Genomic DNA, 22,632 nt, shown 5'->3' with positions numbered 1-22,632 from the left:
AGTTAAACAAGTGCGAAAAGGGTAGTTTTTCTCCCGTATCGTGAGCGATACGGGTAGCGTTTCAGGAAACATCCCTACGGGAGCACTTCGCTTGTTTTGGGGGTTGTAGGGACATTTGTCCCTGCCACTTTATGAGCTTTGCTCAGAAAGTGCGTAACATCAGTGAAATAATCCTCAAACGAGGAGTTTCTCAAACTCTGCCGCCGGAACCGGCGGGCTCTTAAAGTACCCTTGATACATCGTACACCCTTTTTCCCGCAAAAAATCGATCTGCTCTATCCGTTCTGTCCCCTCGGCGAGAACCTGAAAACCCAAAGCCTGCCCCATAGCGATAATCGCGGTAACAATCGCCATGTCATCCGCCTCAAACGGAATATCGTCGACAAAACTTTTATCAATTTTCAGCACATCGATCGGGAACCGTTTGAGATAACTGAGGGAGGAATACCCCGTCCCAAAATCATCGATTGCCAAGCGGATACCGTGAGCCCGAAGGGTGTGAAGCATCTCTACCGCCTCCTCTTCACGCTGCATCAACGCACTCTCGGTGAGTTCGAGCTCCAGACGATCGGCCGGATAACCGCTTTTTTTGAGAGCCGCCTCCACGATGAGGGGAATATTTTGGTGGCGCACCTGATGGGCGGAAAGATTCACCGCCAGCGTCAGCCGATACCCTTGATCGAGCCAGATTTTACCCTGGCGGCACGTCTCATTCAACACCCATTCGCCGATATCTCCGATCAACCCCGTCTCTTCGGCGATCGGGATAAATACTCCCGGAGAGATAATCCCTCGTTCCGTGTCGTTCCATCGGATCAGCGCTTCAGCCCCGACAATACGTCCCGTTTGAATATGGACCTGAGGCTGATAATAAACCTCGAACTCATTATTGAGGATGGCGCGACGCAGCCGCGTCTCACACTCAATGCGTCTGCGTGCCGAGTCGGTCAACGCATCCGTATAATACCGATAAGTTCCCCGCCCCTCCGCTTTCGCTTTGTAAAGTGCCGCATCCGCGTGCTGCAACAACGTTGAGGCTTCATCACCATGCTCCGGGAACAATACGATCCCGGCACTGGCTCCGATATGGATCGAGGCACCGCTGCTCAGTTTATACTCCGAACTCAATGAAGCAATCATCTCTTCGGCGAGTCTCCCCGCATCTTCCGGATGGGCAAGATGTTCAAGAACCACAGCAAATTCATCCCCCCCTAAACGGCTGATCAGATCCCCTTCTCGCAGCCGTGATCCGAAACGCTCGGCCACGGAACGGAGCAACTCGTCTCCCGCACCGTGTCCATAGCTGTCATTGATATCTTTAAAACGGTCTAGATCAAACATCAACAGTGCAATTTGATCTTTATGCCGTTTGGCTTGGATAAGGGTATTTTGCAGATGCGAGAGCAATAGGGCACGATTGGCCAGACCGGTGAGAGGATCATAATTGGCCAACATCTCGAGCCGCTCTTCATAGAGTTTTCGCTCGGTTATGAGCTGAACGCTCCCCACTCCGGCAAGTAGATGCCCCTCATCGTCTGTTTCAAGCTGTGCGTGTTCGCGAACCCATTTGAGTTCCCCTTTAACGAGGATACGATGCTCTATCTCATACGCTGCCCCCCGGAGCGCTGCCTGCCAAGCCCGATCAACTTTCATTCGATCATCCGGGTGAATCGCGGAAAGAAACAGTTCATAGCTCAAGGGGGTGCCGATCTCAACCCCGAAAATCCGATAAGTCTCTTCCGACCATTCCAGGAGATTTTGCTTCATATCAAGTCGCCAATTTCCGATATGGGCAAGGGATTGAGCCGCATTGAGATCGGCATCTTTGCGTTTGAGTTCCTCTTCATGCTTTTTACGCTCCGTAATATCACGGGCGATTCCAAGCAATCCGGTCACGTTCCCCTCACCGTCTTTCATCGGCACTTTAGTTACTTCAAACAACCCTTCATAACTTTTATCGGCAAAACTCAGATACTCTTCATTATTACGCGGTTTTCCCCCCTGAATCGCGGCTTGATCATTGTGACGAAAAAACTGCGCCAATTCCGCATCCACAAAATCAAAATCGGTTTTACCGATGATTTGAGACTCTTTGGCTCCAAAAAAGCGTTCGAACATCGTATTACAGGCTACATACGCCCCATCCAAATCCTTAGAAAAAATCAGATCCGGGATGTTGTCCAAAAGGGTCCGTAAAAAAGCGCTTTGATTCGCCAATTCCGACTGCCGCTCCCGCAAATCGTGTTCTCCTTTTTTTTGCTCGGTAATGTCACGAAACACCGCCATAACGTAGGGAATATCCAAAATCATGACCAAAACAACATTCACCCATACATTGATTAACGTGCCTGTTTTCGTTCGGTGGATCGTCTCAAACGTATCATAGCCGTCTCGAATAATCTTTTCCGTTCGGCGCTGTGTCTCTTCGGGCGATTCTTTTGCTTCGTAATCACCAATACCCATTTGGGAAAATTCCTCGGCACTGTATCCCAAATGCTCATGCGCGACACGGTTAAATTCGACCGATTTTTTCGTGACCGTATCGATCAGAACGACCCCGTCCGGAAGTGCTTCGAACAGCTTTCGCAGTTTAAGGGCATTTTTTTCGATTGAATCTTTTTCACTTTTAAGCTCTTTTTTCCGCTCCCCTATCTTCGTAATCATCTCATTTTTTTGATCGATGACCCGGATCAGAAACTCGAAATAGGCTCCATGAACCGCATGCAGTACATCATGACGGCTCAGTACACCGACAAGATTTCCTCCCCCATCCACAACGATGAGCTGATGAACGCCATGCTCTTCCATTAAAGCGGCGGCATCTTGAAGAGAGGCCTCTGTTTGGACCACCCGAAAATCGCGATGAAGCATCTTGCTGAGCGTCACACCCTGCAGCTCTTTTTCATGAGTATACCAGCGCGCGATATCCCGCTCCGTAATCACCCCAACCGGTTTACCCCCTTCCAAAACCACCGCATAATCGCATTTACGCTCGTGCATTGACGCTGCCGCTTCAAAAAGCGGAGTACCAGGAGAGACAATCAGCAAAGAGCCGTTCATCGCTTCGGAAACCGCTTTAAACGTTCCCAACTGCTCTAATCCGATATGGCGAAGAAAATCCCCCTCGCTTACAACCCCCGAAAATTGCCCTTCATTATCCACAACGACCAAATGGCGATACTCTTTCTCTTCCATCAGGAGATACGCATCATGCAGGTATAAGGTATCCTCAACACAAAAAGGGGCTTTTGTCATGACCTCGCCCAGAGTATTCTCAACATTAACGGCATCGGCAACGACACGCAGAGCATCATGTTCGGTAAATATCCCGATCGGACGGTTATCCTCATCCACGATGATGACCGAGCTGATGGAGAGCTTCGCCATCAGCTCCAGAGCCTTCGCAATCGTTTGGGAAGCGCGCAGGGCTTGTGGACGTTCCGAAATAATCGATTGTAACGTCATGGGCTTCATGATCGTGCCTCGCAGGCTACCGTCCGGTTACGTCCCCCCTCTTTCGCCGCATACATAGCACTATCTGCCCGCTCAATCGCGCTTTGGAGGGTATCCTCTTTCATCACTTCGGTTATCCCGATGCTGCACGTCACGTGTCCCGCCTCATCAAATACCTCATTGGCAAGAAGAGAGCGAATTTTCTCACCGACACCGTATCCCTCTTCGCATCCTGCATTACGCAGCAGCAAAACAAACTCTTCTCCCCCCCACCGGGCAAATAAATCCGCTTCACGCACCGAGGCGCTCACCAGCGTAGCAAACTGTTTGAGGACATAATCACCGATGTTATGGCCATAGGTATCGTTGATCCGTTTAAAATGATCCAAATCAATCATCACCAACGCGAGCTTGGCCGGCTGTCGTTTCAACAAAGAGAGCTCTTTTGAAAACAATTCGGCAAACATATGACGGTTATGAATATCGGTGAGGAGATCTTTCGTCGCCAGCTGGGTTAAATGGTGATTGCGCTGCTGAAGAATCTGGGTAACCTCTTCGAACTGTTTAAAATGGTCCTTCATCAGCTGTGACCATTTGAGATAAGTACGGGAAATCAAATCCTGCTGCGTCACGATTCCCATCACATGCCCTTCGTCATCCGTCACAACAATCCGTTTAAAAGGGCGCTGACGAAGATACTCAAGCCCTTCATTAATCGACGCTTTATCGCTCAGGGTTTCAACCGGAGAAGACATCACTTCAGAAGCCTTGGTCATCTCCTGTGCCTCCTTTTCGATAAAATGCAAGATATCTTTGGAGGTGAGTATCCCTACTGGATTGCCGGCTTTCTGGATAATCACGCAGTCACTCAGAGAATCTTTCATAAACTCCAAAATTTCCGCCATCAGAGTATCGGGTGCAAAGCTCTGATACCCGTATTTTTTCTCAAAAATAGTCGAAATCTGAAGCGAATCCAAAATAACCTGAGGATCGATACTGGCGATGATATCGCTGTTCGTCACCAAACCGTATAAACTTCCATCCGTGTTACAGACACAGATGTATTCATCACGATCATTGGTGAGATTGAGGGCATTGATGATATTGCTCTCTTTATCGATCATCGGCAAAGGGCGAAGCGATACTTGCGACAGTGGGGTAGAAAAGGCTATCCCTTCCAGTTTCAGACGGATAATATCTTTCGTCGAAATGATGTAATGGAGCGTTTTATTGACCACAATAATACTGCGATGGTTGTACATGTGCATGGCGGTGAGGGCATCTTGAATCGTCTGATGAATATCTACAGTTATTACATCCGTTGTCGCGATCAATCCAAGCGTGGGAAAAAACATCTTTTGTCTCCTCATGTCTAATACTTTATTATACCCTGAAGAGGATCACAAAAATATCAAAAAATACACCCTCGTTTAATCCTAAAATAATATACAACGCTATATAATGAACGAAGTTCTTAGAAAGGTGTTGATTGATGGATTTTCGTTTTTGCCTGTTTTCTATCCCGCATTTTCACCTTTTAATACCTACTATTTTTACCCCCTGTTTTTTACGATGCTAACCGTTATTCTCACACTCTTAAGCATGACAGCGGCAGCGGCATTTCTCTATGTGCGTCATCGTAAACACTCTCTCACCCCGCCCCAAGATTGCTACCTCGGCCTCTTTAACGATTCGCCTGCCGCTTTGATGGTTATCACCCCCGAGCGCCGTATCCTTGAATGGAACCAAGCCGCGGAAACGATGTTCGGCTTTAGCGAATCCGAAGCGCGCGGTAAAGACATTGTCAGCCTGATCGTCCCCCCATCGGACAGAATCCATGTCGTTTCCATTCTCGCTAAAGCCCTTCGAGAGGGAAGCAGCAACTCCAAAAATTCCAATATCACCAAATCCAAAGAAGACCTTTTTTGCGAATGGCGCAACACCCGTATGACCCAAAACAGGACCCATAAAGAGGGGATTATCTGTATGGCGCAAGACATCACCGCGTCTCAAAAAGCGCTCGATGATCTGAACAAACGCTCCAGTGCTCTGGAGTCTGCGGGGGAAGCGATCTTCTACACCAACCACAAAGGGCTAATCGAATTTGCAAACCGCAGTTTCTTTGCCCTCTTTCCGCTTGACAAAGATGCCATTATCATGCGGCATATCGGAGAATTTCTCTTTGGAAGCATTTCAGGTTTGAATGCTATCCTTCCGCAATTTGATGCGAACAATACCTGGAAAGGGACGATTATCAAAGCCTGCAAAGAGGGGGACAAAGTCTTTAGCGTCGTCCTCACCGCGATCTACAACCGAAACCGGCTGGTCAGCTATATCGCCAACCTTCACGACATTACCGAAATCAGTTCCCACGTCCATGCCCTCACGCACAAAGCACACCATGATCCCCTCACCGGAGCTGCCAACCGGGCCGCGATGGATACCCGTCTCATACAGGCGATCGGCCACGCACGAAACCATGAGACCAAAATTGCCCTTTTCTTTATCGATTTGAATGATTTCAAATACGTAAACGACTATTACGGACACGAGGCAGGAGACAAACTTCTGGCCGGTGTCGCCCAAAATCTTCGGGCTTGCCTGCGTAACAGCGATACGATCAGTCGTTTTGGGGGAGATGAGTTTGTTGTCATGATCGAAGAGATCAAAAATCAGGAGCATGTGGAGACGATTTTTCACACCATTCAAGCGGCGATCAACGAACCGATCGTGATCGATTCAACCACCACTCTCACGGCCAAAGCCAGTATCGGAATGGCGATTTATCCCGAAGACGCTGCCGATCCCGACGGGTTGATCAAAGCAGCCGACGCCTCGATGTATACGGTAAAAAAACAAAAAAACGGACAAAAAAAGTCAGCTTCTATCGAACCGGAACCAGTACTTTACGCTGACAGTCACAATCACTGAAATAGACCCATTGCTCTTGATAGACCGGCTGAGGAGTATAAACAACAGGGGATGGAGCACTGGAAACATAGGTCACCGACTCACGTCGAGGCTCTGAGAGGGCATATCCAAGCACTCCCCCGATCACGAGAGGAACGACCCAGTTCCCGCCGGAGTGGCGGTTGTAATGATTATAACTCGACATTTTAACGTGTCGGGGGGATTCATACCCTCCTCGATTATGTCTCCCATCGGCGTACGCCGAAACCGATAAAATTAGAACCGCACTTACCAAAGCGCTTAGGGGACGAATAGTTTTCATAGGGAACTCCTAGAGTTTAGATGTCGTAATCATGGCATCCTAATGTGAAGGAACTGTGAATAGAAACGACATTTAGGATCATAATTCGCTAAAATATGCTTCATATACCGGAGGTGCCTTATGCGATTTTTTACCATTCTAGGGATTACCGCCCTCTTTGCTTCCCTTTCATGGGGAAATCCACAGTGCTACCGTGAAGGGTATGGCAGCCTCATCACCTCGGCCGATGAAACCTCCCTCGTCCTCAAAGACGGGACAATGCTTCCCTACCGTACCGACACCCTTAAAACCTCATGGGAGGATAAGATTAACCATGCCGATCTCGCTACCCAACTCGTCCAACGCTACGATGCCGGGGGGAGTGAAACACCCCCTCCCTATCTCTTTGATCCCGGACGCCTCCGCTATCAGCCTTTTTTTCAAGCACTCTACGGCAAAGATAAAAAAGCGATCGAAAAAAATCTCGTCACCATAACGTGGCCGACGCTGAGAGGGTCGATCAAACTCCCCGTCAATCGTGTCGGCGGCGTCGATAAAAAACTCTATGCCATCGGTCAGGAGATTTCAAAACTCCCCAAAAATGACCGTATCTGGGCCGAAGGGGCAACCACCTATGCCTACCGCGTGATCAAAGACACAGATCGCCTCTCGATGCACAGTTTCGGGATCGCGATCGACCTCGCCCCCTCCACAACCCAGTATTGGAAAGACGAAGCCTCTTCCGAAACAGCCAAAATCGGCTACAAAAACACCATGCCCCTCTCGATCGTCCGCATCTTTGAGAAACACGGGTTTATCTGGGGAGGGCGATGGTATCACTATGACACGATGCACTTCGAGTACCGTCCCGAACTACTCGCCCCATCGTGCGTGGAAAAAGCCAAATAACCGATGAATCCGTGGATGGAGATCGCCCATAACGAAGCGCTAAAAGGGATGGAGAACAACGAGGGGGGACCTTTCGGTGCCCTCATCGTCCGCGACGGGAAAATCATTTCGCAAGCCCATAATGAAGTGCTGAAAACAAACGATCCGACGGCCCATGCCGAAATGGTTGCCATTCGCGAAGCGTCTCAAAAACTCTCAACGTATGATCTCTCCGATTGCACCCTCTACACCACCTGCTACCCCTGCCCGATGTGTATGGGGGCAATATTCTGGGCGCGGATACCGACCCTCTATTACGGTTCGTCCATGGAAGATGCCGCACAAGGGGGATTTGACGATGCACGCTTCTACACGATGATCCATAACCCTTCCAGCGCTCTTGATCTGCGCCCCGTCGATATCGACGCGGGTAAAACCCTTTTTGTGCGCTGGCTTGCGAAAAGCGATCGGGAGCTGTATTGATTTCGTAACCATTTCGTTTCGTTTTTGTAACCAACATTCTTTAAACTCATACACTTTTTTCAAGGTACAGAGTATGATCCCTTCCTCGCCATTGTCATTGTTCGGACGTATGTCGATTCGGCAAAAAATCACGTTTATCGTCACCGCTACGCAAGTCTTCGCCATCATTGCGATCACCATCGGCATCATCGGGATGTCCCTCTCCAATGCGTCTCTCACCCGGATTAACGACCAAAGTCTCCATCCTCTCAATCAATTACGCCAATGCAAACATGCCATGATCAACATCATCCAAGCCAAAGCCGTCGCAATTTCCGAAGGGAGTGGTGATTATACGACCGATCTCAAAGCGATTAAAGAGGCCCATAAACAGTTTACTATGCAATGGGAAATCTACCTCAAAGCTCCCAAAACGGCCAAAGAACTCACCGAGCTGGAAGAGGCAAAACAGCAAGTTGAACGGGCGAATCGCTCAATGAATGCACTCGAAACCGCAATCAGTAATCACGACATCATGGAAATTCATGATTTGGTTCAAAGCGATTTTCCGTTCAGTTTTGTACCCTTGGGCGACCTTTTTGATACACTCATCACGGTTCAGCTCGAAAATACCCAGTCGCTCTACAATGATGCGCAGACACAATTCAAACACACCCTTCTTTTGATCGCCATCCTTTTACCGATCGGCATGATCGCCATCTTTATCACCTTGCGTTTGATCACACGGGATTTACTGAAAAAAATCGGCAATATTTCCCACATCACACACCACCTCCAATCCGGAAATCTCACCGAACGGATTGATGCCTACGGGAATGACGAACTTGCCGTTGCCGCAAAAGAGATGAACAGCTCCATGGAAGAGCTGCAAAAAATGCTCATCAATATCAAATCAACGTCGCGGGAGAGCATTAGTTCGGCTCAAGAACTCAATAAAGTAGCCGCTACCATCCAACGAAGGCTTGAAACGAGCACCACCGATATCTCACAAACCCATACCCAAATCGTCTCACTCCAATCGATCGTCCACACATCAACGACTTTGGCACAGGATACCAACGAAAAAATCGACAAAGCAAACATCAATCTCACCGAAGCAAATAATCAAATTTCCCGAATGAACAGCGACATCCAGATGGTGGCGCAAACCCAGCAAAATCTCTCCGGTGAACTGCAAACCTTATCATCGCAAGCCCAAGCGGTTAAGAGCGTTCTTAACATTATCGGCGATATTGCCGATCAAACCAATCTTCTCGCCCTCAACGCCGCCATCGAAGCGGCCCGCGCCGGTGAACACGGGAGGGGATTTGCCGTCGTTGCCGACGAAGTGCGCAAACTCGCCGAACGCACACAGGAGAGTCTTTCACAAATCAATAGGACGATCAATACCATCGTCAATGCGATTACCGAAAGCAGCAAAAAAATGGACAAATCAACCGACTCTGTTTTAATCGTCTCCAAAGATTCGGATGCCATCCAGCGGATCATCAACGACTCCTCTGCGTTGATCTCGGTAGCTGCCGGAAGTGTCCACCATTCGAATGAAAGCATGGCCAATCTCATAGCAGGAATGACACTTATCGCGACCAAAATCGATTCACTCAACACCATCGCTTCATCCAATACAACCAGTATCCGGGAGATCACCGATGTCGCGTCGCGCCTCGATCAGAGCACAGACGATATCAACCAAAAACTTGAAAAATTCCGGACTTAATGCACCATTCGACTTTCTCCGCACCCGTGTCCACTCCCGAAATCGCCGTTAATCTGCATCACAACGAGAGCGAAAAGGGCAAAACCCTCTTTTTTGAGTGATTTTGATATTCGCCCTTATATTTCGTAATACTCCGAATCAACCGAGATTGTCAATCCGTAAAATGCTAATCTGAACCCTATATTTCTCGGATTAAGGGTACTTTTACACAGAAAAGACGATACTCTTTACACATATCGACACAAGGGGCTGCGAATGGACAAAATAGATTTAAAAAGAAGATATTTGATCTTACTCTTCTTTTTGAGCGTCATTTCTCATGCCTCATCCTCCGAAGAGATCGGAATCTCTCCTAAAATCGACCGGGTCACCGTCTTCACCGATACTGCATTGATCCGAAAAAGTGCGAATGTATCCCTAAAAAAAGGGGAAAACACGATCCGCATCCGGGATCTGACGCAATCTGTGATCGACGGCTCCGTGCAGGTAAAAATGCTCGATCCCTCCTCTGTGAAAATTTCCGATGTCAAAGTCGACCAAACCTACCTTCAAAAACAATCGGACGAAAATATCGAAAAAGTACGTGCAAAACTGGCTGAAACGGAAGCATTGATCCAGGCCGGCACGGACGATACCGCCGCCATCACCAACAGCATCGATTTTTTAAAGCGGATTTCCCCGTTTCCCAAAAACCAAAAAGTACTCCCCTCAGAACTCGAAGCCCATACGAAATTTCTGGAAAAAGCGCTCTTTGAGCGGTACGGCCGTATCGCCAAACTCGACACCCGCCTCAAAGAGCTTCGCGAGGAAAAAGCGCTGCTGGAAAAAGAGCTCAATCGCCTAAAAACACCCGATTTGAGCAAATCGGTTCAGGTGACCCTCTCCTGCGCGGCCGATCTGAAAGAACAAAAACTCGAAATTTCCTATCTGACCCAAAATGCCCGATGGACTCCTCTGTATACCCTCCGGGCCGATTCGGCGGAGGGGAAAATCGAATGGAGCAGTTTTGTCTCGATCACCCAATCCAGCGGCGAGGAGTGGGGCTCTGCCGAGATAGAAATTTCGACGGCTCACCCTTTTGGCACTCAAGCACCTGACCCGATACAAGCATGGTATATCGACATCTACCGTCCGACGCCTCCATCTCGTGCCAAAGCGCTGCTGTTTGAGGCGGATACGATGATACGCAGTTCTGCGTCGGCACCGATGGCGGAGTATGAAACACCTACGGTCAACGAGGAGACAACCTCATTTAGTTTTCTCCTTCCTGCACGGCACACTATCCCTTCCGACAATCAGCCGCACAAAATCTTCGTCGCCGCGGCTACGGTAAAGGGGGATTTTCACTACCGGGCCGTCCCAAAACTCTCGCCGTATGCCTATATGAGCAGCGAGGTCTTAAATCCCTTTTCATTTCCGCTGCTTGAGGGGGAGATGACCCTCCTGCTCGACGGTCATGTCGTGGGTACCTATCAAACCCCCGGAACGCTCTTTCCCGAAGAGAAAATCCAGCTCTCTTTCGGTGCGGATGAGAGCATTAAAATCGAGCGGAAACAAAACAAAAAATACACCAAAGAGACCGGCCTCATTTCTCACGAAACCCATGTCGAATACGACTATACCCATGAGATCACCAACGGTAAAAACAAACCGGTCCGCATCCGTGTCGAAGACCATTTCCCCATCTCCCGAAATGAACAGATCCGTGTTACTCGAGAGGCTCCGAAAACGGGAGAGGCCGATATCTCCTCCGAAGGGATCATTACGTGGGATATCGAACTGAAACCCCACGCCAAAAAAATTCTTCCGATGCACTTTAGCGTAAGCTATCCCAAAGAGGTGAGGGTCGAAGGACTTGAATAAACTATATCAGCGTGCCGGCATGCTTCCCCGTCCTCCGACGGGCGGCGGCGGAAGTACTCCCGCATCTGAGAGGGCACCTTCTCCACTCCCTTCGTAATAAGAATATTCCCGTGGCTTGTTCATAAGAATTTCCCACTTGATCATTTCGTCTTTCGCCGCACGGGCATCGGGTGCATCAGGGGATGCTTCGAGATAAAGCCCCATAGAGCGTAAAGCGTCGCCGTAAAGCTCTAGTTTCGCTTCGACAAGTGCCAGATTGAAATAAAGGCGTGAAGCATACGGAGCCGATACGAGCGCTTTTCTAAATTCACTCAACGCCTCTTGAAAATTGCCCTCTCCGACGAAGAACTCCCCTCTCACGATATGGCGGTGCGCTTCTTCGGGAAGAGAGACATTCGAAGCGTTCGCGAGCTTGAACATGGCTGAGCGGAGTGTTCCTCCTTGCGCTTCATCCTCGGCCAACAGCAGCGCATCGGTATACGAATCCAACGCAGCGCCGTTTTGACCGGAGCTTTCCAGTTCCGATCCCTTCGCATAACGCTCTTTCGCTATGGGGGACAACGTTTTAAGAAGTATTCGGCGCTCTTCCTGCAACGGAACGTTCCGTTCCTCCATCCCCTGCACGGCTATATCCCGAAAAAGTTCCAACGCCTTGGTGCTGTTTCCCCCAAGCGCATAAACGGCTGCTTCGAGAATTCGGGCATGAACATCTCCTTTCAGGGGAGAAGCGTAGCGCAAGGTTCCCGCCATATCCTCCCGCTCAAACGCAACCGCCGCCATCGCCAGCGCTCCTTCTTTCGGATCCAGTTCATACGCCCTGCGGGCATCTTCCTGAGCTTTCTGGATATTCCCTACTTTCCGGTATACCAATGCACGAAGTGCCAGCATCGGTGCGGATGAAGCCGTGAAAAAGGTTTCACGCATCAGCTGTTTCTGGAACGTCTCACCCCCGCGCACGTACGTAAGCGTCACCGGGGTGTTGACCGTGCCCCGAAGTTTTTGCGCTACCTCTTCGATCGACAACCCGATGAGGTTTTGCTGATCTACCTGCATTATCTGGTCCCCGGCACGAAGCCCGGCACGTTCTGAGGGCGAATTTTTTTCCACCTTTAGGATAATCGGATTTCCCCCGAGGGCTTCAAATTCGATCCCTATCCCCGTGATAGCATTTTTCTCCACTACCCCGTTCAAAAGTTCTGCACTCTCGGCGTAGTTTCCGGAGCGATACAAAAGACGAGCCAGTTCGAAATCAATCGCGACAGAAGGGGCGGATGTTCTGCTGTGGCGGAGTGTCTCTACCGCTTTAACCTCTTCTCCGACCTGTTCGTAACTTTTGGCCAAAAATACCGCCGTAACGCTATTTTTCGGGTTCAACGCAAGTGCATGACGCAAAGAACCGACAGCCTGTACGTATTGTTTTTTCTTCCAGTAGGAGACTCCCAAATTGTGGTGCGCATCGGCAGAGGCGGGGGAGAGATCGATCCCCCGTTTGGCGGCGACAATCGCATCATCATACTGGCCGCTCTTAAAATAGAGAGAGGAGAGTTTGATAAACGGTTCAGGCTGCCGTGGATCGGCATCGATTTTTCGTTTCATTGCGGCGATGGCAATATCGTAGCGACCCGTTTTTTCATACAGCGTATCGAGTGTCTGGGCGCACGCAGAGGTGGGAGCCGCCGTTGTGCGAAGGGAGCGGATTCTCGCGTCACGGCCGGCGGAATTTTGCGAAAGGGGATCAATATTAGCCGCTTCAAGCACCGCCAGAGCCTCGTTGTGGCGTCCCGTATAATAATAGGCCGTTCCGAGATTGCAGGCAATGGAGGTGTCGCTTGGGTTGAGGCTTTTTGTCTTGAGATACCACTCGATCGCTTCATTGTATTGACGGTTGGCGAAATAGGCATCGGCCAGCCCTTTGGCATTTACCGCCTTGTTGGGTTCTTCCGCATTCGCCTGTTTGTATGCCTCGATTGCCGCCGGGTAATTCTTCGCGGCATAATGGGATTTTCCGATTTCCTGCGGCTGTGCGCACCCCATGATAAACACTGCCGTTATGGCCGACACGGCTATCCTTCTAACGTTTCTCATTCTCTGCTCCTTGCGCTGTGTTTGGTTTGGGTATCTGAGCTTCGAGCATTTTCTTCGTTTCCTGCATGCTCTGCTCGATTTTTTGTTTGTCGCTCAGAAGCTTCTCATTCTCCTGCTGCGTCGCTAGCGAATCCATCTCTGCTTCGCTTAGGAGGGCATTGGCTTCGGCGAGGAGGGTATCGATCTCGGCTTTTTTAGCCGGGTCGTCGGTCGATGCGGCTTTGTTTTGGAGATCTTTCAAGATGGCATCTGCCTGCTCTTTTTTGGCTTTTGCATCGTCGATTTTTTCTTTATTTTCGGTGACTTTAGCTTCAATTTCCTGAATCTGCAGCGCCTTTTCCTCCATCTGCACCCTCGCCTCTTCGACTTTTTTAAAAAACGCCATCTCTTCAGGACTCCACAGAGGCTCCGGAACCGGCGCTTCAGGAACCTGTGGCAGTCCCTCGGAGAGATTGCACGCTTCGCTATACTTTCCGCCGCTCATGACCCGTTCGGCCTGGTCGCTATAATATCGTGCATCTTCGTTACTACCGCTGCGATTTGCTTTGGTCAAGAACTGGTTACTGCACACCGCTCGCTGAAGTGCCGAGAGGCTTGAGGCATCATTCTCTGCTGCTGCCATCGGCTTGAAATCCAGCTGCCCGACTCCTGTTTTCGAACCGAAAAATCCGGTCCCTCCCAGCGACACCAGCTGCAACCCCCCTCCGGTACTTCCCATTTTCGCTGCGAGATTGGCACCGTCCCGCGCTTCCTCTTCTTTTCGCTGTTGTTCGGCCCTCGCCGCCTCTTTGCGTTTTTTCTCCCACGCCTCTTTGGCCGCTCTTTTCTCCGCTTCGGTTTTTTGGCGCTGCAGCTCGGCTTCGAGACGGGCCGCTTCTTGCTGCTGCCGCTGCTGTTCGGCTCTTTGAGCCTCCTCACGCTGCTGATTTTCCAGCCCTTGCATGAGCCCCTGCATCAGCCCGCTGACAATTCCCTGCATCATCTGATATTTCCACAGATCTTTACTGGAGCCGCCGCCCCCTCCGGAGGAGCCGCCATAAGAGCCCCCCGAAGAGCCGCCCGAGCTTGTGGGACTGCACGTTCCGCCGCCGGAGGTACATTTACACAGATATCGGGTACCGTTTAGGGAATCGTTCCAGGAACTTCCGACGGCATAGCCGCAATACCCGCGCGAATCGCAGCAGGCGGCAACCTCTACCCCCGCATACGCCCAATTGGGTAAAACAGCTATCGCAATCACAGCCGCTGCTTTGGCGATTCTCCTCATTTTGCCCCCTGCCACGGTTCAGGATTGATAAAACGGACCGATTGAACCGTCTTCTCAAAGACTCCGTGGCATTGAGCAGCCATCGATTCGGAAGCTTTGTAATGAAAAACGAAAAAACCCCGCTTTGCAGGAAACACCCTAAACGATTCGAGCACAGGAACCATTTTCGCCATCATCTCTCCGTTGAGCCGATACATGATCCCCGGTTTAAAAAGGGGAGCGGAGCTAGTAGCTTCAACCGTCCGGATCGAAAATGCCACCCCCTTTTTACCTCCGGCGTTCACCTCAGCCAAAGAGGTCTTATTATCATCCTGCCGATCAAAACTTTGACGCTTTAGACGGATGTAATCGCGGTAATCGGAGAAAAACCCGCCGTGTTCGTAATAATGTACCGATATTTCGGCCGCTACCCACGCATCGTCCAGCGGCCCTTTGAGATGGACCCCTGCAACGTTGGCTTCCGGCGTCTCATACGGGAACTTCTCTTCGCTTTTCGTCCACCCTTGCGGAAGCATCAGCGAAAACAGTCCCCCTTTTGCCGTATAAAGTTCGACGGCTCTTTCCGGGATCGGAGGCTGTCCGTAATGGCGGATAGTGCATTCACCGCCGTGCAACTGTATCCATATCAGGAGAAGGACGAAAACTCCCTTATACATCATCGTTCCCACCACGGTTTTAAAGAGAGTTTCAAAGGCTCGACATGCGCCGTCCCTTCCGGAGAGAGTGTCATTTTTTCTCCCCCTTTCAGTATCGTCACGGCGGACGTTTTAGCATTGGTCACGGCAATTTCTCCCTCTATCAGCTCGATTATAGTCGCTCCCGCCTCGTCGGCGCTCATCGCAAACGTTGTACCTCTGACCGAAGCGGTTCCCGAACCGGTGCGCACTTCGAATTTTTTGCTTTTGCTTTTGGCCCATGCCCGGATGGCCCCGAGATCATACGCCAACATTTTATTCGGATCATCAGCTGCCATGGCCGCCTGTTTTTCGGCCCACTCTTTGAATGCTTCAGCTTTATCTACTACAGTATGAATGGTCCCTTTGGCCAGAGAAATGGTTTCAGAGAGGGAATCTTTTTTCTCCATTTTTACACGGCTGAATTCTCCGATCGTCATACTCCCTCGGCCATCGAGGAACTGTATTTGCGCACGGCTGTTGTCATAGGTCTCGATGGTATCCCCCTCATGGAAATATCCGGGATGTTCACTGTCCATCGCTGCCGCTTCATACGGGGGTTTTCCCGATATGACGCGGACTCTGCCGCTGTGGCTCGTCACCATCCCGCTGATTTTAGCATCGATCCCGCTATGTTCCGCCATGCGGTTCTCAATATAGGCGATGTTTTTATCGATTTGAAGTTTTTTGAGCTCGTTTTGGCGCTTGTTGTCCTGCGCTTTTTGAAGCGCCTGCAGAGCAACTCCTTCGGCTGTTTTGTTGCCGGCATTTTGCGCGCGGGCTATAAGACTGTTCGCTTTGACAATCGTCTCGTCGGCTTTGCGAATCTTTTCCAGGATTGTTTCCCGGTCCTCTTTAAATTTAAAAATCATTCCAACCTGCGTCATCGACCACTCTTGCTCTCCGGGCTGATCGGCTCCTAGGGTACTGACACATCCCAGTATCATGCCGATTACAATCCATTTTTTCACTGTAACCCCTTTTTATCCGGATCATTTTTGATTGTATCTCGGACTCAATTGATCTATTCTTAGGCTAAAAATTCGACCACCTTCTCTACCGGACGGCCGATTACCGCACGATTCCCTTCAATTACAATCGGGCGTTCAATCAGTTTCGGATATTCTACAAGCGCATCGATCAACTGTGCTTCATTGGTGATCTTAGCCAATCCCAGTTCTTTGTATAAATCTTCTTTAGTACGCATCAGTTCCCGTGCTGAAATTTCCAGCACAGCCAAAAGTGCGACAATCTCCTCTCGCGATGGAGGGGTATCAAGATATTTGAATACTTCGAATGCTTCCCCTTTTTCTTCTAAAAGCTTAAACACTTCACGCGATTTTGAACATTTCGGATTGTGCCAGATCGTTATCATCGGTAACTCCATTTTTTGGCGCTATTATATCTTGCCGCACGCGACTTCACCCCTGAGCAGATCACGGCCTGTGGTGAGTTTGACAACATCGCTTCAAATATTTAATAAATTCTTATTTTTATTATTTAACACAAATGTAACACTAATTCTTCATAATCGCACTTTTTAATCCTAAATTTTAAGGAAGTGCGATGGTAAATACCCGCCGAATCACCCACAGCCTCTTGCTCTCATCTCTCCTTGCCACTTCATGTTTCGCAACGGAAGACCTCGGCATTATCGGCATCGATTCCACTACGATCGATGATCGATTCCACTCCGGCAAAACCGAAGTCTCTTCTACCGCTACCATTGACGGAGAAACAGTGGATGAAGCCCATATTGAAAATCTTCAGCAGGTATTACAAACCATACCGGGGATCACTACCGAAATCAAATCCGGTGACAGTCTAAAAATCCATATTCGAGGGGTTGAAAATCAACGCTATATGGGAGAGAAGCCCGGCGTTGCCGTTGTTATCGACGGCGTTCCCGTCTTTGAACGTACGGGAAGCGTCAATATTGATCTCGATAACATTGCCTCGATCAAAGTAATCAAAGGGGGAGCTTCATACCTCTTTGGCGATGATGCCCTCGCCGGAGCCGTCATTATCACCACCAAAAGAGGAGCCGTTAATAAATCCATGGTTGCCTCGGAATTCGGCAGTTTCGGCTATCGAAAATTGCTCGCGGAAACCTCTTTCGCCAACGATTCTCTCAACGGGCGTATTCAAGTCAGCGAACGCAAAAGCGACGGCTATTGGGAAGATTCAGAGTATCTCTCCCGCTATGCCAATGGAAAGCTCCAGTACTACATCGACGATACCAGCGATCTTACCTTCGGAGTTGAGGCGTCTCACCGTGAAAAAGACTCCCACGGTACGGTAGAGGGGATGACGCAGGCACTCACCGATCCTACCAGTATTGCAGGACGGGATTACTCACGAATGTACGATGTTGATCTTCTCAAACTCTTTTTGACTTACAGTAAAGATTTTGGAAACAACTCCAACCTCCTCGTGAACGTCTATCAATACGGAGATGATACCCAATTCGTCAGTGCACCCCAAAAATACAGCTCTACCGGTACAGTCGTAACCGATCCGGATGCCTATACCACTCTTAACGATTATCACCAAGTTCAACGGGGACTAAAAAGCGAGTACCGCAGCAGCAAAGAGAACCTTGCCTATATGGTCGGAGCCGATATCCGCAATAATATCTATGAAAACAAAACCTCTTACCTCGTCGATTTCAAAACGAGTGCTTACTCTTCGACAATCTATACCGCCGGAACTGTCACAGGAGAAAATAAAACCGTCGAAGAAGTTTATGCCCCTTATCTCGAAGTCAAAGTTCCTCTCAGTGAGGCAACTACCCTGACCCTCAACGGCCGTTACGACAATATCCGTCTCGATTATGACGATCAGCTGCATGCCCTGTCGCTTCAAAAAGATTTCGATGTCTACTCTCACCGTATCGGGATGACCCATACGCTAAACGACTCGGCAACCTTATTTTTGAGCCGCTCAACCGGTTTTCGTGCCCCCTCCATCGATCAGCTCTTTAACGGAACGATTACCCTCGATTCGAAAGTGCTCAACAACCCGGATCTCAAACCCGAACAAGCGGTCAACTACGATCTCGGACTTCGCGGAAACTTTCCGGCATGGGATAACACCCTCACATATGAAGCGACCCTCTTTTGGCTTGATCGAAAAGACTATATCATGTCCTCCATCGGTCAATACACGGCCGCCACAACGACCAATCCGCAGCAATACCAAAACATCGGCGGAATGCGAAGCAAGGGATTTGAACTCTCTCTCCAAAGCAATTCCAAAAAAACCTTCTCTTTTGATGCAGCCTACACCTATCTGGATGCCTACTTTACCCAGTACGATAATTTCTACCTCGGACTCGGAAGCCCTTATTTGTCAACCTATACGCAGGTACAGTATGACTTGACGGGCAATACCGTCCCGCGTACTTCACGCCATACCCTCAACCTAATCGGTAATTACAACATTACCCCCTCTACCGTCCTATCCGCGGAGCTGACGGCCAAATCGAGCTACTACGCCGACGAACTTAACCAGCTCAAAATGCCGGGTTACGAAGTGGTCAACCTCCTCGCCCGCCATTCGGAGAAATGGGGTGATTTTACCTTTGATATTTTTGCCCGTATCGATAACGTCTTTGACAAATTCTATTTCAACACCGCCCGCAGCAGCGGGGATCGAGACTACAATTTCGTCTACAACCAAGAAGACCTCTCTCTCACCGTTAATCCGGGGCGTGTCTATACCGCCGGCTTATCGGCCAAATTTTAAGGAGTCGGTATGCGAATCTTGCTATCTGCGCTCGTTGTCAGCGCATCACTTTGGGGATATGGCGAAGGGGTTCTGTACTGGACTCCGCATGGGTGCGATGAGGGGAAAGCGTCTGCATCCAAACACGGCGGACACGGAAAAGACGAAAGCGCTATGTTCGCCCTGATGAATAATGAAGGAAACACGTCTGCCACCCTCATTCTTCCCAACCTCTCCGAGAAATCACTCCCCCTCAAAAACAATACCGTCATCCTCCCAAAGCCTCCTATGGGGGGATACTACGCAATGGTAGCCGAAGCTACTACCGCAACCCGGGTCCAAAGTGCCGTTCGCTATCTCTCGCTGCACGGTCGTCCTGCGAAAGTTTCACCGACTTCACTCACCGCCCTTTCCAAAACAACGCTAGAGATCGTTCCCGATCCTCTGCACCGAGAGCATGACCGTTATACCGCCTCGAAATCGTACCGATTTATCCTCAACTTTCAGGGCAAGCCACTCAAAAATGCAACCGTCACCTTGGAAACCCACAAGACTCCGGTCCAAAACTACATGAGTGATGAAACAGGGGCTTTTACGATTACGCTCCCCAATGATTTTACCGATGTCCGTGTCGGCCGAAGCGAAAACAAACCTTCCGAATTTCTCCTCTGCGTGCATCACAATAAGGATTTCACAGAGTATACAAGCACGTTTTCAATGCCCTATTACGTTAATCCCAACGATTTCTGGCAATCCCAAAGCTGGGGAACCGGTGCCATTTTTATCGGATTTTTAGGAGGATTACTCCTCTACCGCCGACACAAAAAACAAGGAGTTGCCCGTGGATAAATTATTGACCGTTACGGCTCTTCGACGGGTCATTCAACTCACCGCTTTTTTCTTTTTTGTCTACGGAGCGATGATTTTTACCACATTTTATACCGATGATAAACTGACCCAAGCCCTCCCGGCCCTCTCCTGCGCTTATGATCAGAGGGGGGGGGATTACTGTGCCCTCATCCCGCTTCAGCATCAGATGGATCACCGTGTTTCATCCCTCTTTACCGAAGGCTCAAAAGTCATGGAAGCGTTGATGGGGACACTCATCACCATTGGAACCGTTGCCCTTTTAATCTTAATCCTCAACAAAGCCTTTTGCGGATGGCTTTGTCCCCTCGGATTTTTCCAAGAGACGATCACGATGATCGGAACCAAACTGGGACTCACCCAGCTCACCTCGCTTTCCCGTGAGACCGTCACTAAAATCCGTCCGATTAAATGGTTTATTTTTCTCTTTTTGGTGTTGATTTTCCCGCTGTTGACAGGGATCGGATTGCTGGGGCATGAGTGGGGATCCCCCTTTTGCTCTATCTGTCCCAGCCGTATCATGACGACGGCAATGACGGGGGATATGAATCAAATTTATATTTCCCAAGCGGGGTGGGGATACTTCGCCCTCTCCCTCATCGCCGATCTGCTGTTCGGATTGATGATCGCCCTCGCCCTTTTCGTCCGTCAGCCCTTTTGCCGTATCTGCCCGATCCTCCCGATGCAGACACTCTTCAAAAAAATCGGCTTGCTTCGTCTGGTCAAAAACGGCGATTCCCACTGCGATACGTGTTCGAACTGTGTTAAAGCCTGCCCGATGGATATTTACGAAATTCAAAGCCAAGCAGACAATAAAAACATCACCCACGCCGACTGCACCCTCTGCGGCCGATGTGTCGAATTTTGTCCTCATGATGGGGTGATGAATTTCAAATATGGCCCCATCACCATCCTCTCTTCCTCCAAAGAATCGTTTAAAAAACGGACAAAAATCGATAAATGGTGGAAAGGGTAAAACGTGGAAGCCCTCACGCTCCTCTCTCTATTTCTCATTGCCCTCTCGTACGGGGCAACCGCCTGCATGCTCACCTGTATGCCGTTGCTCTCTCCGATCCTTTTGGCCAACAGTGCGACACGCCGACAAAGTTTGCACGTCCTACTTCCTATCAGTATAGGACGTATCACCGGCTATATTGCCCTCTCTCTCATCGCCTATGCGGGCGCTGCTCTTCTTAAAACCCTTATCAGCGATAAAGCGCTGATGGGGTACCTGCTGGGGAGCGTCACCCTGATCCTCGCCGTGCGCTTATGGTTTTCTCTTCATACCTCAGCATCCTGCTGCAGCTCAACACCCCATACGCCCAAAGGACAGATTTCCCTCTTTCTAACAGGTGTTTTTTTGTCCATGTCCCTGTGCGCCCCCGTCATCACCATGATGACGCTGAGTGCGACAACGCCCTCTTTGGGATGGGCTATCGCATATGGTGCCGTATTCGGTTTAGGGGCAACCCTCCTGTGGTTTCTCTTTTTTTCAGTCATTCTCACGGCCATACTCAAAGAGAGCCTGACTCACCTCTCCCGCTATCGAACGGCTCTCCAACACTCGGCACCGTTTCTTCTCGCGGGTGTCGGCATTGCAATTTTTAACGGATGGATATACCTATGAACAGTACACGAAAATCATTTCTCCTCTCCCTTATCTTCCATGCCCTTATGGGAACATCGGCTTTTTTCGTCCTAACCCAGATGCATACCCCGCCGACGCTCCTGCACACTCCCATCCAGTCCATGATGCTGGTCTCATTATCGAACCCTGCACCCGTTCCGAAGCAGCAGGAAATAGCTGAGGAAATGACGCGCATTACACCGTCGAACCCGCCCAAACCGATCAAGCCGCTCATCGCACCGCAGACACTTCCCCCGCAAGCTCTGAAACCGCAACCAACTGCCATTCCCACTCAAGCGGTAGCAAGCACGGCACCTTCAGCCGTTCCCGTTGTTTCTGCGCCGCCGCTCGTCCAACATCGGATTCCTACTGCCCCCTCAGCGGAAGTCGTCCAAACACCCCCTAAACGCTCAAGCGATCTTGCGGCGGAAAAAAGATCGTTCTTTGCCTCTTTACGCTCAACGATCCAAAACCATCTTCGCTACCCTACCGCCGCAAGACGCAGAGGGATGGAGGGGGAAGTCGGTGTCCGCTTTACCCTCGGTAATGATGGGACCATCGATGCGATAACCGTTCAACGCGGAGATGCTATCTTCCATAATGCAGCCAAAACCGCGGTGGCTTCAGCTTCAGGGATCGATGTACCCAAAAACCTCACAGACTCGCTGCCGATGGAGATTGAACTTACATTAGAGTTTAAACTCAATGGCTGATGGGAAAGCCAACCTTATTTGACTTTATGCTACGATAAGAACAATTTTAACAAGATTC

General features: G+C 49.8%; 17 protein-coding genes and 1 pseudogene. 10 read left to right on the top strand and 8 right to left on the bottom strand.

Annotated elements, in window-relative coordinates:
• Window positions 1-174 precede the first annotated feature (174 nt).
• Window positions 175-3,474, bottom strand: coding sequence for an EAL domain-containing protein (locus tag WB308_RS04155; RefSeq protein WP_424189294.1), 3,300 nt, complete (start codon window positions 3,472-3,474; stop codon window positions 175-177).
• Window positions 3,471-4,808 carry a diguanylate cyclase gene (locus WB308_RS04150; RefSeq protein WP_424189292.1) on the bottom strand — a complete coding sequence of 446 codons (1,338 nt, stop codon included), beginning with the start codon at window positions 4,806-4,808 and terminating at the stop codon, window positions 3,471-3,473. Before WB308_RS04150 ends, WB308_RS04155 begins: the two co-directional genes overlap by 4 nt.
• 106 nt (window positions 4,809-4,914) lie before the next feature.
• Here WB308_RS04150 and WB308_RS04145 point away from each other — a divergent pair, with 106 nt between their 5' ends.
• Window positions 4,915-6,384: a diguanylate cyclase domain-containing protein gene (locus tag WB308_RS04145; RefSeq protein WP_424189290.1), complete on the top strand. Its 1,470-nt coding sequence runs from the start codon at window positions 4,915-4,917 to the stop codon at window positions 6,382-6,384.
• On the opposite strand, the gene WB308_RS04140 is transcribed toward WB308_RS04145, so the two are convergent.
• Window positions 6,338-6,685: a hypothetical protein gene (locus tag WB308_RS04140; RefSeq protein ID WP_424189288.1), complete on the bottom strand. Its 348-nt coding sequence runs from the start codon at window positions 6,683-6,685 to the stop codon at window positions 6,338-6,340. The two genes, WB308_RS04145 and WB308_RS04140, sit on opposite strands and share 47 nt — an antisense overlap.
• 120 nt (window positions 6,686-6,805) lie before the next feature.
• Here WB308_RS04140 and WB308_RS04135 point away from each other — a divergent pair, with 120 nt between their 5' ends.
• The 4 genes and pseudogenes from WB308_RS04135 to WB308_RS04120 all read left to right on the top strand — a co-directional run bounded on the left by WB308_RS04135 (window position 6,806) and on the right by WB308_RS04120 (window position 11,615).
• On the top strand, window positions 6,806-7,573 hold the full coding sequence (locus tag WB308_RS04135) for a M15 family metallopeptidase (RefSeq protein WP_424189286.1): 768 nt from the start codon (window positions 6,806-6,808) through the stop codon (window positions 7,571-7,573).
• Window positions 7,574-7,576: 3 nt separating this feature from the next.
• Window positions 7,577-8,035, top strand: coding sequence for a nucleoside deaminase (locus WB308_RS04130; protein WP_424189284.1), 459 nt, complete (start codon window positions 7,577-7,579; stop codon window positions 8,033-8,035).
• 112 nt (window positions 8,036-8,147) lie between these two features.
• A pseudogene (locus WB308_RS04125) lies at window positions 8,148-9,423 on the top strand (methyl-accepting chemotaxis protein); the annotation flags it as partial.
• 584 nt (window positions 9,424-10,007) lie between these two features.
• The gene (locus WB308_RS04120; protein ID WP_424189282.1) at window positions 10,008-11,615 is read left to right on the top strand and encodes a mucoidy inhibitor MuiA family protein; all 1,608 of its coding nucleotides are present in this window, start codon (window positions 10,008-10,010) and stop codon (window positions 11,613-11,615) included.
• A 6-nt stretch (window positions 11,616-11,621) separates the two neighbouring features.
• On the opposite strand, the gene WB308_RS04115 is transcribed toward WB308_RS04120, so the two are convergent.
• Genes WB308_RS04115 through arsC form a run of 5 tightly spaced genes read right to left on the bottom strand, consistent with a single transcriptional unit; the run spans window position 11,622 to window position 17,016 of the window.
• On the bottom strand, window positions 11,622-13,700 hold the full coding sequence (locus WB308_RS04115) for a tetratricopeptide repeat protein (protein WP_424189280.1): 2,079 nt from the start codon (window positions 13,698-13,700) through the stop codon (window positions 11,622-11,624).
• The gene (locus WB308_RS04110) at window positions 13,687-14,967 is read right to left on the bottom strand and encodes a hypothetical protein (protein WP_424189278.1); all 1,281 of its coding nucleotides are present in this window, start codon (window positions 14,965-14,967) and stop codon (window positions 13,687-13,689) included. Before WB308_RS04110 ends, WB308_RS04115 begins: the two co-directional genes overlap by 14 nt.
• Complete coding sequence (locus tag WB308_RS04105; RefSeq protein WP_424189276.1) at window positions 14,964-15,626, bottom strand: hypothetical protein; 663 nt, start codon at window positions 15,624-15,626, stop codon at window positions 14,964-14,966. The genes WB308_RS04110 and WB308_RS04105 overlap by 4 nt, the downstream gene beginning before the upstream one ends.
• Entirely contained in the window at window positions 15,623-16,612 is a 990-nt protein-coding gene (locus tag WB308_RS04100) for a FecR family protein (protein ID WP_424189274.1), read from the bottom strand. The genes WB308_RS04105 and WB308_RS04100 overlap by 4 nt, the downstream gene beginning before the upstream one ends.
• A gap of 59 nt (window positions 16,613-16,671) precedes the next feature.
• Window positions 16,672-17,016: an arsenate reductase (glutaredoxin) gene (gene arsC, locus WB308_RS04095; RefSeq protein ID WP_424189272.1), complete on the bottom strand. Its 345-nt coding sequence runs from the start codon at window positions 17,014-17,016 to the stop codon at window positions 16,672-16,674.
• A gap of 191 nt (window positions 17,017-17,207) precedes the next feature.
• Between arsC and WB308_RS04090 the strand changes: the two genes are divergently transcribed.
• From WB308_RS04090 to WB308_RS04070, 5 genes are read left to right on the top strand one after another with little or no spacing between them, the layout of a single operon-like run.
• Window positions 17,208-19,388, top strand: a complete 2,181-nt coding sequence (locus WB308_RS04090) for a TonB-dependent receptor (RefSeq protein WP_424189270.1) — start codon at window positions 17,208-17,210, stop codon at window positions 19,386-19,388.
• A 9-nt stretch (window positions 19,389-19,397) separates the two neighbouring features.
• On the top strand, window positions 19,398-20,216 hold the full coding sequence (locus tag WB308_RS04085) for a hypothetical protein (protein WP_424189268.1): 819 nt from the start codon (window positions 19,398-19,400) through the stop codon (window positions 20,214-20,216).
• Window positions 20,209-21,210, top strand: coding sequence for a 4Fe-4S binding protein (locus tag WB308_RS04080; RefSeq protein WP_424189266.1), 1,002 nt, complete (start codon window positions 20,209-20,211; stop codon window positions 21,208-21,210). Before WB308_RS04085 ends, WB308_RS04080 begins: the two co-directional genes overlap by 8 nt.
• Before the next feature lie 3 nt (window positions 21,211-21,213).
• On the top strand, window positions 21,214-21,861 hold the full coding sequence (locus tag WB308_RS04075; protein WP_424189264.1) for a sulfite exporter TauE/SafE family protein: 648 nt from the start codon (window positions 21,214-21,216) through the stop codon (window positions 21,859-21,861).
• Entirely contained in the window at window positions 21,858-22,574 is a 717-nt protein-coding gene (locus WB308_RS04070; protein WP_424189262.1) for an energy transducer TonB, read from the top strand. Before WB308_RS04075 ends, WB308_RS04070 begins: the two co-directional genes overlap by 4 nt.
• Window positions 22,575-22,632: the final 58 nt, after the last annotated feature.

Origin of the sequence: Sulfuricurvum sp. (assembly GCF_049587615.1) — a bacterium.
Taxonomy (GTDB): Bacteria; Campylobacterota; Campylobacteria; order Campylobacterales; family Sulfurimonadaceae; genus Sulfuricurvum.
This window is presented reverse-complemented; position numbering and strand designations above follow the sequence as displayed.

What these genes read in the sequence shown, in the direction of transcription:
- WB308_RS04155 (WP_424189294.1), bottom strand. Translation starts at nt 3,474, where the DNA reads ATGAAGCCCATGACGTTACAATCGATTATTTCGGAACGTCCACAAGCC.
- WB308_RS04150 (WP_424189292.1), bottom strand. Translation starts at nt 4,808, where the DNA reads ATGTTTTTTCCCACGCTTGGATTGATCGCGACAACGGATGTAATAACT.
- WB308_RS04145 (WP_424189290.1), top strand. Translation starts at nt 4,915, where the DNA reads ATGAACGAAGTTCTTAGAAAGGTGTTGATTGATGGATTTTCGTTTTTG.
- WB308_RS04140 (WP_424189288.1), bottom strand. Translation starts at nt 6,685, where the DNA reads ATGAAAACTATTCGTCCCCTAAGCGCTTTGGTAAGTGCGGTTCTAATT.
- WB308_RS04135 (WP_424189286.1), top strand. Translation starts at nt 6,806, where the DNA reads ATGCGATTTTTTACCATTCTAGGGATTACCGCCCTCTTTGCTTCCCTT.
- WB308_RS04130 (WP_424189284.1), top strand. Translation starts at nt 7,577, where the DNA reads ATGAATCCGTGGATGGAGATCGCCCATAACGAAGCGCTAAAAGGGATG.
- WB308_RS04120 (WP_424189282.1), top strand. Translation starts at nt 10,008, where the DNA reads ATGGACAAAATAGATTTAAAAAGAAGATATTTGATCTTACTCTTCTTT.
- WB308_RS04115 (WP_424189280.1), bottom strand. Translation starts at nt 13,700, where the DNA reads ATGAGAAACGTTAGAAGGATAGCCGTGTCGGCCATAACGGCAGTGTTT.
- WB308_RS04110 (WP_424189278.1), bottom strand. Translation starts at nt 14,967, where the DNA reads ATGAGGAGAATCGCCAAAGCAGCGGCTGTGATTGCGATAGCTGTTTTA.
- WB308_RS04105 (WP_424189276.1), bottom strand. Translation starts at nt 15,626, where the DNA reads ATGATGTATAAGGGAGTTTTCGTCCTTCTCCTGATATGGATACAGTTG.
- arsC (WP_424189272.1), bottom strand. Translation starts at nt 17,016, where the DNA reads ATGATAACGATCTGGCACAATCCGAAATGTTCAAAATCGCGTGAAGTG.
- WB308_RS04090 (WP_424189270.1), top strand. Translation starts at nt 17,208, where the DNA reads ATGGTAAATACCCGCCGAATCACCCACAGCCTCTTGCTCTCATCTCTC.
- WB308_RS04085 (WP_424189268.1), top strand. Translation starts at nt 19,398, where the DNA reads ATGCGAATCTTGCTATCTGCGCTCGTTGTCAGCGCATCACTTTGGGGA.
- WB308_RS04070 (WP_424189262.1), top strand. Translation starts at nt 21,858, where the DNA reads ATGAACAGTACACGAAAATCATTTCTCCTCTCCCTTATCTTCCATGCC.